The following is a 17,628-nucleotide window of genomic DNA, read 5'->3' on the forward strand; positions in this document are numbered from 1 at the left end:
GCGGAAAGATCCATGCCATGAAAAAGCCCGCCGCCATCATCATGCTGGTCCTCGGGATCCTGATCACCCTTCCGGGGCTGGCTGCGCTGGCGGGAGGAGCCGTGGCCTCGGCGGTGGGATCCGTTCAGGGAGACGGCTTCCTGACCTCCGGCACATCCCGTTTTTCCGTCAATTCCTTTGCCCTTACATCTCCACGGGCAGATGCCATTGGCGAGGATGTTCCCGGCAGGCTTCCCTTCGACATCGGCACCCTGCGCCTGCGGGTTAATTCAGTGAGCCCAGACAAACCGGTGTTCATCGGGATCGGCCCGCAGGCCGACGTCGAACAGTACCTGTCAGGCGTGCACCACTCGGAGCTGCTCAACATCCGCCAGCGGCCCTTCCGGGCAGAATACCGCGACGTTCCGGGTGGAAACCCCGCATCACCACCGGCCGACCAGCGCATTTGGACCGCATCCGTCGCAGGCCCAGGAGAGCAGGAGCTGACCTGGAACATCACCCCGGGCACGTGGGAAGTGGTGGTGATGAATGCCGATGCCTCCTCCGGCATCGATGTCCAGGCGCAGGCCGGATTCCGCTCGGACCTGATCCGGCCGGCAGCCACCGGCCTGCTGGTGGGCGGGCTCATCGCCCTGGTGATTGGAATTCCCCTCATCATCTTCGGCGCCATGGGACTGGGCCGGCACGCCGCGCGGCCGACGGGCGGGCCGCCAGCCGGAGGGACATGGATGGCGGGGTCCGGAATGCCGCCGTCCGGGATGGCCGGGCCGGGGCAAGTACCGGGCGGCCACCCGCCTGGACAGGTACCAGGAGGACAGGTGCCGGAAGGGCAGGGGGCAGCACCGGCTGCCTGGGGCCAGCCAGGGGTGCACGCCGCGCAGGCAGCACCGGGCGTGGCACCCCCGCCGCAACCGTTCACTGCGGCTGAAGACCGCCGCGGATACCCCGCACGGCTGTTCGGCACCATCGATCCCGCGCTGTCCCGCTGGATGTGGCTGGTCAAGTGGTTCCTGGCCATCCCCCATTTCATCCTTCTCTTCTTCCTCTGGTTCGCGTTTGTCATCACCACCATCGTGGCGGGCTTCGCCATCCTGTTCACCGGCCGGTACCCGAGGGCGCTGTTCGACTTTAATGTGGGCGTCATGCGCTGGAACTGGCGGGTGGCGTTCTACGCCTACGCCGCCGTTGGCACCGACCTCTACCCGCCATTCACGCTCAAGCGCACCAACTACCCGGCCGACTTCGAGGTGGACTACCCGGAGCGGCTGTCCCGGGGCCTGGTCCTGGTGAAATGGTGGCTCCTGGCGATCCCGCACCTGCTCGTAGTGGCCGCGTTCACCAACACCGCGTGGCGGTGGCGCGCAGACAACAATTACTTCGGCACAACCTATGAACAGACTGCCGGCCCGTCCCTGCTGGGGCTGCTGGTCCTGATCGCGGCAGTGATCCTGCTGTTCACCGGCCGTTACCAGCGCCCACTGTTTGATTTCATCCTTGGCGTGAACCGCTGGATTTACCGGGTCCTGGTGTACACCGCGCTGATGCGGGATGAATATCCACCCTTCCGGCTTGACCAGGGGCCCACGGAACCTGAGTGGCCCCAAGGGTTAACTCCCCCGGCGGCAGCACCGCAGGCCGCACCGCCGTCCGCGGGCGGCCCGCCCGCCGGCGCGCCGTGACCTTCGGCCCTAGCCCCGCCGCGGGGCTGCAGGCATGATGGGCGGGACAGCGAGGGTCGGAAGAGGGAGCAGACATGAGCATTGCCGGGGCACCAATTGCCAGGATCGTGGTAGGCGTCGACGGATCGGAGCCATCCCTGGAGGCGCTCCGCCAGGCCCAACGGTTTGCCACCCCCCTCGGCGCCAAGGTCCAGGCCATCGCCTGCTGGGAGTACCCGCAGGTGTACTCCGGCTACGTCATGATGGGCATTGAAGGCTTCGAGGAAGGCGCGAAGAAAATCCTGGACGAGGCAATGGAGCAGGCCTTCGGTACCGAACTGCCGGCCAATGTCACCGCAAGCCTCGTCAGGGGCCATCCCCGCGAGGCACTGATCGACGCCAGCCGCGATGCCGACATGATTGTGGTGGGACGCCGCGGGCACGGCGGGTTCGGCGGACTGCTCCTGGGCTCCGTCAGCTCCGCCGTCGTGGCCCATGCCCACTGCCCCGTGCTGGTTGTCCACACGCCCGAGGGCGGGGCCCACGCAGCAGAGGGTTCCTGACCAGCCCGGCATCGGCGGAAGCTACTGACGTCCAGGGCGGGTGATGGCATTGCCGCTCAGTGAAGCACGACGGCGGACGCTCGCCATAGCGCTCGCCGCCGCCCTGGTGGTCCTTGCCATCGCCCTGGCCCTGTTGCTGCCGGCGCTCACGGCCGGTCCGCCGTCGGCTGCGCCGTCCGCATCACCGTCACCGTCTTCCGCATCTCCCAGCCCATCCGCCCTTCCGAGCCAGTCCAGCCCGCCGGTCCCGGCCGTTTCCCCTTCCGGCCAGCAGGGGCCACAGGAAACGGAGACGCCGGAAGCCGGCCAGATACCGGTGGAGCCGCCCATCACGGTCCCTCCCGTTCCCGGACCGCAGCCTACTCAGGCTCCGGAGGAGCCCGCCGCTCCCCCGCGGCCTGCGCCGTTCCCGGACTCCCTCCGGGGGCAGGACCTGACCGTCATCCCGGGGGCGGGGCGCGTGGTTGCCCTCACGTTCGATGCCGGCGCCAACGCTGCGGGACTGCCCAGTATCCTGTCCACGCTCTCCGCCAAAGGCGTTGCCGGGACCTTTTTCCTGACCGGCAACTGGGCCGCCAACAACCCGCAGTCGGTGGCACGGATCGTGGCTGCCGGGCACAGGGTGGCAAACCATTCCATGACCCATCCCGGCTTTACCGAACTGGGCAACGAGCAGATCATCCAACAGGTGCGGGGCGCCGAGGAGGCAATCCTGGCAGCCGGGGCCGATCCGAGGCCCTTGTTCCGCTTTCCCTACGGCGAACGGGACGCCCGAACCATCGCAGCGGTGAACTCGCTGGGGTACGTGGCGGTGAGGTGGACCGTTGACACCCTCGGCTGGAAAGGCACCAGTGGAGGTGCCAGCCTCCAGGCGGTGGCCGACCGCGTCCAGGCGGGGCTGCAGCCCGGTGAGATCGTCCTCATGCACATCGGGTCCAACCCGGATGACGGCTCCACCCTCGACGCCGACGCCCTCCCCCAAGTCATTGACCGCATAGCAGCCGCAGGGTACGGCTTCGCCACCCTCGACGCCCTGCTGGGGCAGTGAAAGCCCGGCATCATGGCGAAGACCAGGCCATCCCGGAGCGGGGAAGTGCATTCCCGGCGGCCGGAATCCCCCACGTGGCGCCGGCCGGACAATGCCCCTGATCCGGCACACCATGGGCTCCCCGTCCACGAAGTGGTCCTGTTGCTGGAAACGGATGCTGCGAGGGGCCTGGGCCAGGAAGAGGTAGTGCGCCGGCGCGCCCAGTTTGGCGCGAACCAGCTTCCCCGGTCCAAAGGCGGGGGCATTGCCCGCAAGCTGGGACGGCAATTCAATAACCCCCTGGTCTATGTCCTGCTGGCCGCCGCAGCCGTGACCGTGTTCCTAGGCGAATTCCTGGACGCGGGCGTCATCCTCGCGGTGGTCCTGGTCAACACGGCGATCGGCTTCATCCAGGAAGTCCGGGCAGAAGCCGCCCTGGACGCACTGCACTCGCTGGTCCGCACACAGGCCGCGGTCGTGCGCGCCGGCGAACGGCGGCAGGTTCCCTCCGAGGACCTGGTCCCCGGCGACCTTGTGCTGCTGGAGGCCGGGGACAAGGTACCGGCTGACCTGCGCCTGGTGCGGCTGTCCGCCTTGCGGGTGGACGAATCCGCGCTGACGGGAGAATCGGACCCGGTGTCCAAGGACGAGGTAGTACTCCCGCAGGTCACGCCGGTGGCAGACCGGAGGAACATGCTCTACAGCGGCACCCTGGTGACCGCAGGCACCGGAGCAGGAATCGTCGTCGCCATCGGCGGCGAAACCGAGCTTGGCGAGATCCACCGCCTTATGGGGGCGGTCCGGCCGGTGGCCACGCCGCTGACCCTGAAACTGGCACGGTTCAGCTCAACCCTCACCATCGCCATCCTTGCCCTCGCTGCCGTGGCCTTCGTCGCCGGCCTGGCGCATGGTGAACCGCCGGGGCAGATGTTCACTGCCGCCGTCGCACTGGCCGTGGGAGCCATTCCGGAAGGCCTTCCCGCCGCCGTCACGGTGACGCTTGCCATTGGTGTCCGCCGGATGGCGCGCCGCCGTGCCGTGGTCCGCCGGCTGCCGGTGGTGGAAACGCTGGGCAGCACCACGGTGATCTGCTCTGACAAGACCGGCACCTTCACTGAGAACCAGATGACGGTCCGGGCGCTCTGGACGCCCTCCGGCACCTATGACGTCAGTGGTTCAGGCTACGGGCCTGCCGGACACATCACCCCGTCGGCAACGCGGAATCCAGGCGGCATTCAGCAGCAGGTGACGGACACGCCGGAGCATCCGGCGGGCGGGGATGCAGCGCTGCACTGGTCCCTCCTGGGTGGCGCAGCATGCAACGACGCCAAGGTGCACAAGGAGGGATCCACGTGGCAGGTGCGGGGCGACCCCACCGAGGCCGCGATGCTGGTGGTGGCAGGGAAAGGCGGCAAGGACGCCGCCGGTTTCCTGGCTGCCAATCCACGGCAGCAGGAACTGCCGTTCACATCGGAGCGGCAGTTCATGGCCACCCTGCATGTTTCCACGCTCCCGGAAGGCGGCGGCGTGGTGTTCGTCAAAGGTGCCGTGGAACGCATCCTTGACCTATGCTCCTCCGAAATGGACGCGCACGGCGCCGGCAGACCCGTCCGCAGGCATGCAGCGCTTAGTGCCGCGCATGCGCTCGCGGACAGCGGACTCCGGGTCCTGGCCACCGCCATGATGCGCCTTCCCGCCGGCAGCGGGCCTCTGTACGCCATCGAATTACGGGGCCGGATGACCCTGACGGGGCTCCAGGCCATGCACGACCCGCCGCGGGAAGCGGCCGCAGCTTCCGTGAAGGCCTGCCAGCGCGCGGGTGTGGGGGTCAAGATGATCACCGGAGACCATGTACGGACTGCAATCACCGTGGCCGCCGCCGTGGGCCTGGCCGCCGACCATACCACCGGGACGGCCCTGACGGGCACCGAGCTGGACGCCATTCCAGCGGACCAGTTTGCGGGCGCGGTGGAACGGGCAACAGTTTTCGCCCGGGTTTCGCCGGAACAGAAACTCCGCCTTATCGGGGCCCTCCAGTCCCGCGGACACGTCGCCGCCATGACCGGCGACGGCGTCAACGATGCCCCCGCCCTTCGGCAGGCGAACGTGGGCATTGCCATGGGGCGGACCGGAACGGAAGTGGCCAAGGAGGCATCGGACATCGTCCTGACCGACGACGACTTTGCCACCATTGAGGCCGCCGTTGAAGAGGGCCGCAACGTCTTCGACAACCTCACCAAATTCATCGTGTGGACCCTGCCCACCAACATGGCCGAGGGGCTGGTAATCCTCGTGGCCATCCTGCTGGGGGCAAAGCTGCCCATTCTGCCCACCCAGATCCTGTGGATCAACATGACCACCGCCGTGGCGCTTGGACTGATGCTCGCCTTTGAGCCGAAGGAACCAGGGTTGATGTCCCGTCCGCCACGGCCACCCGACCGGCCCCTCCTGACATTGGCCCTTACCGTACGGATCCTCCTCGTTTCGGCGCTGCTGGTCGCGGGAGCCTGGTGGCTGTTCGAACACGAATTGGCCGCAGGTGCATCCGTTGCCCAGGCCCGCACGTCCGCCGTCAACCTGTTCGTCGCCGTGGAGGTTGCCTACCTCTTCAGCTGCCGGTCCTTGACCCGGCCGGCCTGGCGGATCAGCCCGTTCAGCAACCGATGGCTCCTGGTGGGCGTTGCGGTACAGGCGGCAGGACAAGCGGCCCTGACCTACGCGCCGCTGATGAACGGACTCTTCCATACCGCCCCCATCAGCGGGGACGCCTGGCTGCGGATCCTTGGCCTGGCGCTGCTTGCATCCCTGGTCGTCGCGGTGGACAAACGTTTGCGGCGCCGCGGTTTCTAATGCCCGCCACCCGCCGCGGGACGGGACTAATGGCTCTGCCCCGGGCACCCACAGCATTCGATACTGAAAGTGGAAGGCGGACGGTTGGCGTCCGCCTCCACATGACCGGAGGTCGTGAAGTGTACGGCTGGAATGACGGCATGGGCCTTTGGGGCTATGTCCTGATGAGCATCAGCATGGTGGTGGTCTGGGGAGCGATCATCACCGGCATTGTCCTGCTGGCCCGTTCCCTGCGGGCGCCCTCCCCGAATGCACCCCAGCCCCCGTCGCCCCGAAAGGCAGAGGACGTGCTGGCCGAGCGTTTTGCGCGCGGCGAAATCGACGTCGCGGAATACCAGAACAGGCTGGCTGTCCTGCGCGGCCAGCCGGGTACCTGAGTTCCGGCTCCCGCAGGCAATGGACAGTGGGTGCAGCTGTGCCGCTCTCTGAATTTGAAAAACGCGAACTTGACCAGATCAGCCATGGACTGGCCGAGGACGACCCCGGCTTCGCCGCCCTGCTTGGCCGGGATGCCTTTGCGCTGTCCCTTCGGGCCCGGTTCAGGCGCGGCCTGCTTCTTGTCGCGGCAGGAATCTGCGTCCTGCTGCTTGGCCTGGTGGTCCGGGTTCCCTGGCTGGGCATTGCAGGATTCGCCATCATGAACGGTGCCGGGTACTGGGCCGTCAAGGACCTGCGCTGGTCGTCGCGGACCACAAACCGTCAGGTCACCCAAATGGAAGGCAACAACGAATGAACACTGGACCAGGTAAGGACGCCATGGCCGAGGCGCGGGCGCTGCAGGCCGTCGAAGCCCACCATGCGGACATGCTGCGGCAGTTGAACGCGCTGGTTGGACTGCTGACCGAGGCTGTTGAGGCGCGGGACCCTGCCGCCGGCCAGGAAACGCAGGCTGCGTTGCTGGACTGGTGTGACCGGGAACTGGTGCCGCACGCCCTGGCAGAGGAGGGACCCCTCTACAGCGGGCCACACGCCATGCCGGAGGCCAGGCTGCTGGTGGACGGGATGCTGGCCGAGCATCAGGTGATCGTGGGCCTGGTCGACGAACTCAGGACGGCCGACGGCGTAGCTGCCGCAGTGGCCGCGGGTGCCATCCAGCGGATTTTTGCCCTGCACCTGGACAAGGAAAACCGGCTTTTGATGCCCTTCGTTATCGAATCCCCGGAGCTGTCACTCGCCCGCGCCGTTGAAGGACTCCACGAACTGGTGGGACAGGGCGCCGCCCACCATCACGGGCAGGGTCACCACAGCCACTAATACCGGACCAAGAAAAGCGCGGGTACGACGGCGGCGTGCCGGGTCTGTCAGCCATGGCACGCCGTGTGGATCAGGGCGCCGCAGATGCCTGCGACTGCATCCCGTCGAGGTGGCCCGCCTCCGTCTCCTCCGGGGCGTGCACCACCAGCACCGGGCAGTGGGCATGGCTCACGCACGCGGAGCTGACCGAGCCAAGAACGAAGCTCCCATGCCCCCGCCTGCCCACGATCAGCAGGGAGGCGTTACGGCTCGCGTCAATCAGCAGCGGGCTTGGTTTGCCCCGCACCAGCTTGGCGTGCACAAAGGGTGGCAGCTCCTCGAACGCGTCCGCCAGCGCCTGCTGCAGTACCTGGTGGGCCGCATATTTGAACCCCTCGATCCCTACCGCGAGATACACCCCGTAGCCGGCCGGCACGTCCCAGCAGGCCCATGCCTCCACCGTCGCGGACAGGGGCTCCGCCATGGCGCGGGCTACCCGGAGGGCGGCGATGGAGGCGTCGGATCCGTCCACCGCAACGATGATCCGGGGGTGCGGTTCGGGGGCAGTCATGCCGGCTCCATTCACTGTTGTTGGCACATTCCCCTCCAAGGTTCCCTCCTGGGGCGTCGTCCCACAATGGCGCAGAACCGGGTGCCGGGGTAGGGCCGAAAGTCATGGCGGGAACAGCACCGGGGCTGCGTCCGCCATAGTGCCACCCACCGGCGGACTTAGGTCCCTTCCCGGCATGACGCCCGCTGGGGAACAATGGGGTCAGGCCCTCCCCGGGGGCCGCCCCGCACGGATGCGGGTTTTGGTCCTGGAGATTTTGGGAGCGTTCTGTGCACATGCATGAAGCTGGGTCTGATGAAGCGGCAGGAGCATCCGGGCAGGTCCGCGTGTTCATCCTTGATGACCACGAACTTGTCCGGCAGGGACTGAAGGACCTGCTGGAGGGCGAAGGGTTCCTGGTGGTGGGCGAGAGTGGATCCGCGGCCGAGGCCACCCGCCGGATTCCGGCCCTCCACCCGGACATCGCCATCCTGGACGGGAGGCTTCCCGACGGCACGGGCATCGAGGTGTGCCGGGACGTGCGTTCCCTCGATCCCCGCCTGCGCTGCCTGATCCTTACCAGTTACGACGACGAACAGGCCCTCCGCGGCGCAGTCCTGGCCGGCGCCTCGGGATACATCCTGAAACAGATCAGGAGCGATGACCTCCTGGCGGGGATCCGCAAAGCGGCTGCGGGCGAATCCCTGTTTGAACCGGGAGTCGAGCAGCAGGTCATCACAGGCCTTTCCACGGTACCCACCGATCCGCGGTTGGATGGCCTGAGCGCGCAGGAGAAGAAAGTGCTGGCCCTGATCGGCCAGGGGCTGACCAACCGACAGATTGGTGACGAACTGTTCCTGGCCGAAAAGACGGTCAAGAACTATGTGTCGTCCATCCTGGCCAAACTGGGTTTTGAGCGCCGGACGCAGGCCGCCGTCTACGTCACCAAAAGCGCATCGGACACTGCCTGACAACCGGTTCCGCCTGGCAGGGGCATCAAGGGAGCCGGGCGGACCACGTCACCGACGTTCCGGCGCCTGGCGCACTCTCGATAATGCAGCTGCCCTTCAACAATTCGGCGCGATGGCGCATGTTCGCCAGGCCGCTGAGGCGGGACGGCTCAGCGAAGCCCCGGCCGTTGTCGCTGATGAGGAGCTGGACCTGGTCCTGCCCCACGTCGACAAGGACCTCAATGTCCTCGGCGCCGGAATGCCGCAGCGCATTGCTGAGGCCCTCCGAGAGCACGGACAGCAGATGGACCGATACGTCGTCCCTGATCGAGTCCACCGCTCCGTTGAGGGAAACCTTGGGGGTGATGGCATAGCTGCGCGAATTTTCCCGGACTGCGCGCAGGATCTGGCCCGTCAGCGGTTCCCGTTCCTCGTCGGCGGTGCGAAGGGAGTAGATCGTATCCCGCAGCTTGCGGATGGTGTCGTCAAGTTCGGTGGTCACAGCGGCGATGCGTTCATGCGCCACGGGGTCCATTGTGTAGCGGCGCAGGCTCTGGATGCTCAGGCCGGCAGCGAACAGGCGTTGGATGACCAGGTCGTGCAGGTCGCGGGCAATCCTTTCCCGGTCGCTGATAAGGAGATTCTGTTCCCGCAGGGCATTCACGCGCGCGAGGTCCAGGGCCAGGCCGATCCGGCTTCCAAAGATGGCACTGGACTCTGCCTCAGCCTGGGTGAAGACCGCCGCTCCCTGGGCGCGGGCCAGCAGGAGGACGCCGTTACCGCTGCCGGCGTGCCCCAAGGAACAGACGAGGACAGAGCCAAGCTTTCCCGCCACCTCCTCGTCGAACACCTGCCGCGGGTCCCTGGCAACGAAAGACCCGCCGTCGTCAATAACGCCCGACACCGCACCTGAGGACATCAACTCCTGACCCGCCTGGAGACCCTGCACGCCAAGGCATGAACGGCAGCGAAGCGTACCGTCACTGGCCGGCACGGCCACCACTGCAAGAGCCGAGTCCGATACCTTCAATGCTGTGTCGGCAACAAGGTCGAGGATGTCCGCGTTGCCGGGATGGGGCGCCATGATCAGCCGGCTGCTCAGCTCCATCCCTGCCTCCAGCCATTTCTGCCGGCGGTTGCTGTCTTCAAAAAGGCGGGCGTTCTGGATGGCGACACCAGCCGCGGCTGCAAGGGCAACGGCAAGTTCCTCATCGTCGGTGGTGAAATCCTCGGCACCCTGCTTTTCCGTCAGGTAGAGGTTGCCGAACACTTCATCGCGGACACGGACCGGGACCCCCAGGAAGGTCTTCATGGGCGGGTGGTTCGCGGGGAACCCGGACGCAATGGGATGCCGGCCAAGGTCATGGAGCCTCAGGGGCCGTGGCTCGCGGATGAGCAGGCCAAGGACGCCGTGCCCGGTGGGCAGGTCGCCAATGGAACGGATCCCTTCTTCGTCGATTCCCACCGTGATGAAGTGGCTCAGGGTCCGGTCCTCACCGATCACGCCCAAAGCGCCGTAGCCTGCGCCAACCAGCGCGCAGGCAGACCGGACGAGGCGGTCCAGCACGGCCTCCAGGCTCAGATCCCCGGCGAGGGCCATCACTGCGGCCAGGAGGGCATTAATGCGCTCCTCGGTATCCAGCAGCTCGTCCCGGCCGGTAAGGCCCCGCACCGGATCTTCCAGGTTGTCCCTCATCGGCGGCCGCCGGGGTTCCTCAATGCTCACGTTCCACCTCCTGCGGCAAGAGCCTGCGGCGCTGCGGGTCCTTGTCGCGATCCAAGTGTCCGGAACGGAAGTGCCTGCCCCCGCCCGCAAGTCCGCCTTCACATGAGCATGAAGACATGTCCTGGGTTCATTGTAGAAGCCCCCGTCAACAGCCCGCGGGACCTTCTTCCCTACCGGGGAGCAATTCCCGGCCCTAGGCTACGGCCATGAACACAGCAGCGGCAGAACCGGAAATCAAGGAACTCGGCGTCCACGATTGCTGGAAGTACCTCCGGTCCACGTCCATCTGCAGGATCGCCTTCACCGATGGGGACGCCGTGGAAAACTACCCCGTGAATTTCGTTCCCAGCAACGGCACCCTGCTCATCCGTACCGGCGAGGGCACAAAGCTTGCCTCCCTGACGGACCGGAAAGCCGTAACGGTTGAGGCCGACGGGATGAACCAGTACGGCACTATCGCCTGGAGCGTCATCCTCAAGGGGCATGCGCTGGTGGTGTCCGATGAAGAGGAAACACGGGACGCAATGGAGGCGGGCCTGTCCCCCTGGCAGCCGGGCCAGAAGAACGTCCTGCTGCGGATTACGCCGGAGGAAATCAGCGGCCGGAAGTTCGTGATTGCGGCCCCCACCCATTGGTGGCCGCCCAGGGAGCCCGCCGCCGGTTAGGCCAACGCCCCAAAACCGGCACCAACCCCGACCCTTTCCAAGCACTCCAAAGGATGGATTCCCATGGCACCTGCCAAGCCAATCGCCGTCGGCATCACTGATACGTCTGCGTCCGACGCCGCCCTGTTGTGGGCAGCCGCCCGGGCCAACAGGCTCAAGTGTCCCCTCGCCGTCGTGAACGTCGTTGACGACCGCTGGATGGCAGCCGAAGTCCTGCCCTACCTCGAGATCCTTCGTGAATCAGGACTGGCCCTGTTGAAGGAGGCCGGCGAAAAGGCCACCGCGGCTGAACCGGGCCTGCAGGTTACCCTCCAACTGCTCGAAGGAGGCGTTGGTGCGGCGCTGGGTGACTATTCCAGGAACGCCTCCATGCTTGTCCTTGGCACCAGCGGCCACGCGCGGGGTGCGCTGACGGACCGGGCACTCCAGGCAGCAGCCACCGCAGAGTGCCCGGTGGCGGTCATTGGGGACGGCCAGGAGCCGGGCCGGGGCGTCGTGGTGGGCGTGGATGGATCACGGGAATCGACACAGGCGGTGGCCTTTGCGGCCGCCGAAGCTGACGCGCTCGGTGAGGAACTCGCCGTCCTGTACGCCTTCACCGGCCCCAGCCGGTGGATCGCGGCCGGCCTCCCGCAGAGCAGCTTTGCCACCCATGTAATGGAGGAAGAGCAGATTGTGCTGTCCGAAACCGAGGCGGGCCTCCGCCAGGACTACCCGGATCTTGCGGTCAACACCGTGATGGAAACCGTCCTGGAGCCGGCGGACGCCCTGATCCGCGCCGCCGCGGGTTCGCGGCTGCTGGTCCTGGGCAGCCGCGGAAAGGGTGGCTTTGAAAGGTTCGTCCTGGGGTCCACGGCACATGCGGTCCTGACCCAGCCGCCGTGCCCCACCGTCGTCACCCGCCTGCACAAGCAGCAGCACCAGGACTGACCGGGGCAGGCTGCCTGGCGGGATGTCAATAACCGGGGAGAATGGAGCATCGGTTCCGGGCACGGACATCAGCCATGCCCGGAACGGGCTCTCCACCGCCGAAGTGCGCGAGCGGACGGCCGCGGGACGCATCAACAGCGTCCCGACGGCCACCAGCAGGAGCGTCGGCGAAATTGTCCAGGCGAACGTGTTCACGCTCTTCAACGGCGTGGTGGGAGGCTGCTTCATCCTGCTGCTGGTCCTTGGCCAGTGGCGTGACGCGCTTTTCGGCCTGTCCGCTGTCAGCAATTCACTGATCGGGATCGTCCAGGAGTACCGGGCCAAGCGTTCCCTTGACCGGCTGTCCATCTTGCAGGCAGCCAGGAACACCGTGATCAGGAACGGGGCCAGGGAGGTCATCTCCTCGGAGGACCTGGTTCCCGAGGACCTGGTTGTGCTCAATGCCGGAGACCAGGTCATGGCGGACCTGGTGCTGCTCGGCGGAGGCGGGCTTGAGGTTGATGAGTCCCTGCTGACGGGCGAATCCGAGCCTGTCCCCAAACAGGGCGGCGCGGTGCTGCTGTCTGGGTCGCTGATCCTCGCAGGCAACGGCCGGGCCAAAGTGCTCCGGGTAGGGCCGGAGACCTTCGCATACCGGCTGGCAGCCGAGGCGCGGCGCTTCTCCCTGGTCACATCGGAAATCCGCAGGGGGCTCGAAAGGGTGTTCACCGTGATCACCTGGCTGCTGCTGCCCACAGCCCTGCTGCTCACGAACGCGCAGATGCAGGACCAGGGCGGGTGGGCCGGAGCCATGGGATCGGGACGGTGGATACCAGCCGTCGTGGGATCCGTGGCGGGCATCATGGCGATGATTCCGCTCGGCCTGCTGCTGATGACCAGCGTGGCTTTTGCCGTGGGCGGCCTCCGCCTTGCCCGCCGGAAGGTCCTGATCCAGGAGCTCGCCGCCGTGGAAGTACTGGCACGGGTCGACGTCCTCTGCCTGGACAAGACCGGCACCCTGTCCTCCGGCGCCATCGTGTTCGATGCCATCCACGACGCCGGGACCGCCCGCACGGCCGGGTGGCGGCAGGCGCTGGAATGGTTTGGCGCCCACGCGGATGCCAGCAGTACCGCCGCGGCGATCGGGGCGGCCTTCCCCGTGCAGGAGCCTCCCGGGGAGGATGGGTCAGTCCCGTTTTCCTCCGCGCGGAAGTGGAGTTCGGTGACCTTCGCGCCGCAGTCCGCCGCTTCCGGTTCGTGGATCCTCGGAGCCCCCGATTCCGTAGCCGGCTCCCCCGGCTGTGCTGAGGCACACGAAAGGGCAGCAGCCCTCGCCTCCAGCGGCCTCCGGACGCTGGTCCTGGCGCACCTGCCGGCACCAATGCCGCCGGACGCCGCGGAGGCAGGGCTGCCTCCCGGGCTGGTGCCGGTCCTGCTGCTGACCTTCCGCGAGAGCATTCGCAGCGACGCCGCCGCCACGCTCGACTACTTCCGCCAGCAAGGGGTCACCGTCAAGATCATTTCCGGCGACGATCCCCGGACCGTAACAGCCCTTGCCCGGGAGGTGGGCTTTGGCGGCGGAATTGCCTATGACAGCAGGACGCTTCCCCATGATCCCGTCCTGCTGGAAGAAACGGTGGAGGCCCACAGCCTCTTTGGAAGTGTGACGCCCTCCCAAAAGCGGGACCTGATCCAGGCGCTGAAGCGGCGGGGGCACACCGTGGCCATGACCGGGGACGGAGTGAACGATGTCCTGGCGCTCAAGGAGGCGGACCTGGGCATCGCCATGGACTCGGCATCACCTGCCACCAAGGCCGTGGCGCGCCTGGTCCTCCTTGACGGGCGCTTCGAACGGCTCCCGGCGGTGGTGGACGAGGGACGCCGGGCCATCAGCAACATTGAACGCGTCTCCCTGGTCTTCCTGAGCAAGACTGTCTATGCCACGGTCATCTCGGTGGTCACCGGCATCCTGTTGCTGGCCTTTCCGTTCCTGCCGCGCCAGCTCTCCGCCCTGGACGGACTGACCATCGGCCTGCCGGCGTTTTTCCTGGCCCTGCAGCCCGGCGGCCAGCGTTATGCCCCCGGGTTCCTGCGGCGTTCCCTGGCCTTCGCGGTCCCGGCCGGCATCTGCACGGCGGTGTGCGTCCTGGCGGTCAGCGCCTATGGGCAGCTGTGGGGCGGGCACAGCCTTCAGTCCGCGCAGTCTGCGGCCACCATGACCCTGGGCCTGGTGGCAGCGTGGATCCTGGTGATGGCGTCACGTCCCCTCAACCGGGTCAAGGTGTTGATCCTTGCCGGGATGTACGCGGGACTGGTCCTGTTGTTCACCGTTCCCTTGACACAGGAGTTTTTCCGGGTGGAGTGGCCGCCCACCGGCCTGCTTGCTGTGTCGGTTGCAATTGCCATGGCCGGGTGCGGGGCCATCGAACTGGTGGGCCGCCTGACCCGCAGGCCACCGGCGCCCGCCGGCGAAACCGGGCTGGGACCTTTGCCTCTGGAACCGGATCCATGGGAAGGGGATGGTGGAATTGCCGGGCGACGCGAAGGTCCGGCTTCCACCTGAGCAGGAGGCAACAATGACTGACCTGATGAAATGGTTTGATAACCGCCGCTCCCCCATGGATGTCATCGAACGGCTTTTCGAAGGTGACATGGGGTCCTCCGCCATCCGGGTTGAAGAGATGGTGGACGGCAACACCCTCGTGGTGCGGGCTGAGCTGCCCGGCGTCGACCCGGAAAAGGACGTGGACGTGACGGTCACGGACGGCGTCCTGACCATCAAGGGCGAGCGGCAGGAAAAGAAGGAGCACAAAGACAAGGACGGCTACCGGTCCGAGTTCCGCTACGGTTCCTTCGTCCGGCGGATTCCCCTCCCCAGCGGAGTGCAGCAGGACGACGTCACGGCTTCATACAAGGACGGCGTCCTTGAAGTGCGTGCCCCGATTCCGGAGCAGGGACAGGGCACCGGGCCCTCCAAGATCCCGGTCACCAGGAGCTGAGAACATTTAAAGTACGACGCCGGCGCCTGGCCCTGTGAGGGCCAGGCGCTCTATTGCCCCTTGGCCAGGGCTGCGGCCAAGGCTGCTTCCGCTGCCGCGATAACCGGAAGCGTCCGCACGTAGGTGTCCGGATTCAGCGACACCGAATCGATCCCCTGGCCCACCAGGAACTCCGCGAGGTCCGGGTGGTTGCTGGGCCCCTGTCCGCAGATGCCGATTTTGATGCCGGCAGCATGGGCCTTGGTGATGGCCTCGGCAATCATGGACTTCACCGCGGGGTCCCGTTCGTCGAACAAACCTGCAAGTTCCTCCGAGTCGCGGTCCACCCCCAGCACCAGCTGGGTGAGGTCATTGGAACCGATGGAGAACCCGTCAAAGCGTTTGGCGAACTCCCCGGCCAGGACCACGTTGGAAGGGATCTCGCACATCATGTAGAGCTGCAGTCCTTCCTGGCCGCGGACCAGTCCGTGCTCTTCCATCGCCTGGATGACCTGGTCCGCTTCCCGTACGGTGCGGCAGAAGGGGACCATGACAATCACGTTTCCGAATCCCGCCTGCTCACGTACGCGTTTGAGGGCTTTGCACTCCAGCGCGAATCCTTCCCGGTAGTGGCTGCTGTAGTACCGTGAAGCGCCGCGGAAGCCCAGCATTGGGTTTTCCTCAGGACGCTCGAAGGCGCTGCCGCCCACCAGGTGGCTGTACTCGTTGCTCTTGAAGTCGCTGAGCCGGACAATCACCGGCTTGGGGTGGAACGGGGCGGCGATCTTGGCGATCCCTGTGGCCAGCACGTCGACGAAGTACTCCTGCGGGTCCTGGTAGCCGCTGGTGAGCTGCCGGATGAGTGCCGCCTCCTCCGGGTCCGCCACCCTTTCGGGATGAACCAGGGCCATGGGGTGGATGCGGATCAGGTTGTTGATGATGAACTCCATCCGGGCCAGGCCAACCCCGGCCGCGGGGAGCCGCCACCACTTGAACGCCGCGGCCGGGCTGGCGATGTTGATCATCACGTCGGTGCGGGTGGCCGGCAGGGCGTGCATGTCCACGTCTTCCACGGTGAACTCCAGCAGCCCTTCATAGACGCGCCCCTCCTCGCCTTCCGCGCAGGACAAGGTGACCTGGCCGCCGTCGGGCAGGACCTCGGTGGCGTTGCGCGTGCCCACGACCGCGGGCACGCCCAGTTCCCGGCTGACAATGGCCGCGTGGCTGGTAGGGCCGCCGTGGTCGGTGATGATGCCTGCAGCCCGCTTCATGATGGGCACCCAGTCCGGGTCCGTCATCCGGGTGACCAGCACGGAGCCGTCAACGAAGGATTCAATGTCCTTGGCATCCCGGACCACGCACGCCCGGCCCCGGGCTATGGAGTCACCGATGGCGGCACCAGCGACCAGAACCCGCCCAGGCTGCGCCAAGTGGTAGGTGCGGAAGGTGGTGGCGCTCCGCCGGGCCTGCACTGTCTCCGGCCTTGCCTGCACCATAAAGAGTTCGTTAGTTACCCCGTCCTTGGCCCACTCCATATCCATTGGCCGCCCGTAATGGTCCTCCACGGCCACGGCCCAGCGGGCCAGCAGGACCACCTCGCGGTCCTCCAGCACCAGCGAGCGCTGCTCACGGTCCGTGGTCTCAACGGTCCGGGTCCTGGCATCTCCGCCGTGGCTGTACACCATTTTGCGTTCCTTGGCCCCAAGCTGGCGTTCAATGACGGGGCTGAAGCGCTGGTCTGCCAGGAGCGGCTTGAACACCTGGTATTTGTCCGGGTTTATGGTTCCCTGGACCACGGTTTCACCCAGCCCCCACGCGGCGCTGATGACCACCACGCCGGGAAAGCCGGACTCGGTGTCAATCGAGAACATCACCCCTGACGCGCCCATATCCGAGCGGACCATCCGCTGCACCCCGACGGACAGGGCAACGTCCAGGTGGTCGTAGCCCTTCATTTCGCGGTAGCTGATGGCGCGGTCCGTATACAGGGAGGCGTAACAGCGCCGGCACGCCTCAAGGACCGCGCGCGCGCCGGCCACATTCAGGAAGGTTTCCTGCTGCCCCGCGAAACTGGCATCGGGCAGGTCCTCGGCCGTGGCGCTGCTGCGCACCGCGACGGCAACCTCGGCCTGTCCGGCACGGTGGCACAGTGCCCGGTAGTGTTCCTGGATGTCAGCGGCGATGCTTTCCGGGAACGCGGCCTGCAGGAACAGTTCACGGATCGCTGCCCCCGCCTGGCGCAGCGTCAGGGTCCCGGCGCGCTGTTCCGCGATGTGCTTCCTGATCCGCGCTTCAAGGTCATTGGCGGCAACAAATGCGCGGTAGGCAGCGGCCGTCGTGGCGAATCCTTCAGGAACTCTGACCCCTGCCGATTGCAGTGCACGGCTCAGCTCCCCCAGGGAAGCGTTCTTTCCTCCCACCGAGGGGATGTCCGCGATCCCCGTGTCCTGGATCCACTTGACGTTGATGTCTGTAGGGGAGATTTCAGCGGCGGCACTCATGGCTCGATTCTGGCCTCC

General features: G+C 66.7%; 15 protein-coding genes. 12 read left to right on the forward strand and 3 right to left on the reverse strand.

Features of this window, described 5'->3' with window-relative positions; translation table 11 throughout:
- The first annotated feature begins 17 nt into the window (after nucleotides 1-17).
- From ACR65K_RS06090 to ACR65K_RS06120, 7 genes are all read left to right on the forward strand, one after another.
- A complete protein-coding gene (locus ACR65K_RS06090; RefSeq protein WP_440151775.1) occupies nucleotides 18-1,679 on the forward strand; it encodes a DUF4389 domain-containing protein in 1,662 nt (553 codons plus the stop codon).
- 74 nt (nucleotides 1,680-1,753) lie between these two features.
- Nucleotides 1,754-2,221 (forward strand): universal stress protein, encoded by a 468-nt coding sequence (locus ACR65K_RS06095; protein ID WP_440151776.1) that lies wholly within the window; start codon nucleotides 1,754-1,756, stop codon nucleotides 2,219-2,221.
- Between the two features lie 43 nt (nucleotides 2,222-2,264).
- Nucleotides 2,265-3,269: a polysaccharide deacetylase family protein gene (locus ACR65K_RS06100; protein ID WP_440151778.1), complete on the forward strand. Its 1,005-nt coding sequence runs from the start codon at nucleotides 2,265-2,267 to the stop codon at nucleotides 3,267-3,269.
- A 12-nt stretch (nucleotides 3,270-3,281) separates the two neighbouring features.
- Nucleotides 3,282-6,098 carry an HAD-IC family P-type ATPase gene (locus ACR65K_RS06105; protein WP_440151780.1) on the forward strand — a complete coding sequence of 939 codons (2,817 nt, stop codon included), beginning with the start codon at nucleotides 3,282-3,284 and terminating at the stop codon, nucleotides 6,096-6,098.
- Nucleotides 6,099-6,199: 101 nt separating this feature from the next.
- Nucleotides 6,200-6,475, forward strand: a complete 276-nt coding sequence (locus ACR65K_RS06110) for an SHOCT domain-containing protein (RefSeq protein ID WP_056336459.1) — start codon at nucleotides 6,200-6,202, stop codon at nucleotides 6,473-6,475.
- Nucleotides 6,476-6,513: 38 nt separating this feature from the next.
- Nucleotides 6,514-6,831: a DUF3040 domain-containing protein gene (locus ACR65K_RS06115; RefSeq protein ID WP_440151781.1), complete on the forward strand. Its 318-nt coding sequence runs from the start codon at nucleotides 6,514-6,516 to the stop codon at nucleotides 6,829-6,831.
- Nucleotides 6,828-7,352, forward strand: a complete 525-nt coding sequence (locus tag ACR65K_RS06120; protein WP_056336454.1) for a hemerythrin domain-containing protein — start codon at nucleotides 6,828-6,830, stop codon at nucleotides 7,350-7,352. The genes ACR65K_RS06115 and ACR65K_RS06120 overlap by 4 nt, the downstream gene beginning before the upstream one ends.
- 70 nt (nucleotides 7,353-7,422) lie before the next feature.
- Here ACR65K_RS06120 and ACR65K_RS06125 read toward each other — a convergent pair whose 3' ends face one another.
- Nucleotides 7,423-7,902, reverse strand: coding sequence for a universal stress protein (locus ACR65K_RS06125; protein ID WP_440151782.1), 480 nt, complete (start codon nucleotides 7,900-7,902; stop codon nucleotides 7,423-7,425).
- Nucleotides 7,903-8,177: 275 nt separating this feature from the next.
- Between ACR65K_RS06125 and ACR65K_RS06130 the strand changes: the two genes are divergently transcribed.
- On the forward strand, nucleotides 8,178-8,852 hold the full coding sequence (locus tag ACR65K_RS06130) for a response regulator (RefSeq protein ID WP_056336447.1): 675 nt from the start codon (nucleotides 8,178-8,180) through the stop codon (nucleotides 8,850-8,852).
- Between the two features lie 25 nt (nucleotides 8,853-8,877).
- Here ACR65K_RS06130 and ACR65K_RS06135 read toward each other — a convergent pair whose 3' ends face one another.
- Nucleotides 8,878-10,527: a GAF domain-containing sensor histidine kinase gene (locus ACR65K_RS06135; RefSeq protein ID WP_440151925.1), complete on the reverse strand. Its 1,650-nt coding sequence runs from the start codon at nucleotides 10,525-10,527 to the stop codon at nucleotides 8,878-8,880.
- A gap of 236 nt (nucleotides 10,528-10,763) precedes the next feature.
- Here ACR65K_RS06135 and ACR65K_RS06140 point away from each other — a divergent pair, with 236 nt between their 5' ends.
- The 4 genes from ACR65K_RS06140 to ACR65K_RS06155 all read left to right on the forward strand — a co-directional run bounded on the left by ACR65K_RS06140 (nucleotide 10,764) and on the right by ACR65K_RS06155 (nucleotide 15,130).
- Nucleotides 10,764-11,222 carry a pyridoxamine 5'-phosphate oxidase family protein gene (locus ACR65K_RS06140; protein WP_056336441.1) on the forward strand — a complete coding sequence of 153 codons (459 nt, stop codon included), beginning with the start codon at nucleotides 10,764-10,766 and terminating at the stop codon, nucleotides 11,220-11,222.
- A 63-nt stretch (nucleotides 11,223-11,285) separates the two neighbouring features.
- The gene (locus ACR65K_RS06145; RefSeq protein WP_056336438.1) at nucleotides 11,286-12,152 is read left to right on the forward strand and encodes a universal stress protein; all 867 of its coding nucleotides are present in this window, start codon (nucleotides 11,286-11,288) and stop codon (nucleotides 12,150-12,152) included.
- Nucleotides 12,153-12,174: 22 nt separating this feature from the next.
- Nucleotides 12,175-14,694: an HAD-IC family P-type ATPase gene (locus ACR65K_RS06150; protein ID WP_082566819.1), complete on the forward strand. Its 2,520-nt coding sequence runs from the start codon at nucleotides 12,175-12,177 to the stop codon at nucleotides 14,692-14,694.
- A gap of 13 nt (nucleotides 14,695-14,707) precedes the next feature.
- On the forward strand, nucleotides 14,708-15,130 hold the full coding sequence (locus ACR65K_RS06155; RefSeq protein WP_440151783.1) for an Hsp20/alpha crystallin family protein: 423 nt from the start codon (nucleotides 14,708-14,710) through the stop codon (nucleotides 15,128-15,130).
- Between the two features lie 50 nt (nucleotides 15,131-15,180).
- Here ACR65K_RS06155 and ppsA read toward each other — a convergent pair whose 3' ends face one another.
- Nucleotides 15,181-17,610 (reverse strand): phosphoenolpyruvate synthase, encoded by a 2,430-nt coding sequence (gene ppsA, locus ACR65K_RS06160; protein WP_440151784.1) that lies wholly within the window; start codon nucleotides 17,608-17,610, stop codon nucleotides 15,181-15,183.
- Between the last annotated feature and the right edge of the window lie 18 nt (nucleotides 17,611-17,628).

It is taken from the genome of Arthrobacter sp. SAFR-179, assembly GCF_059414945.1.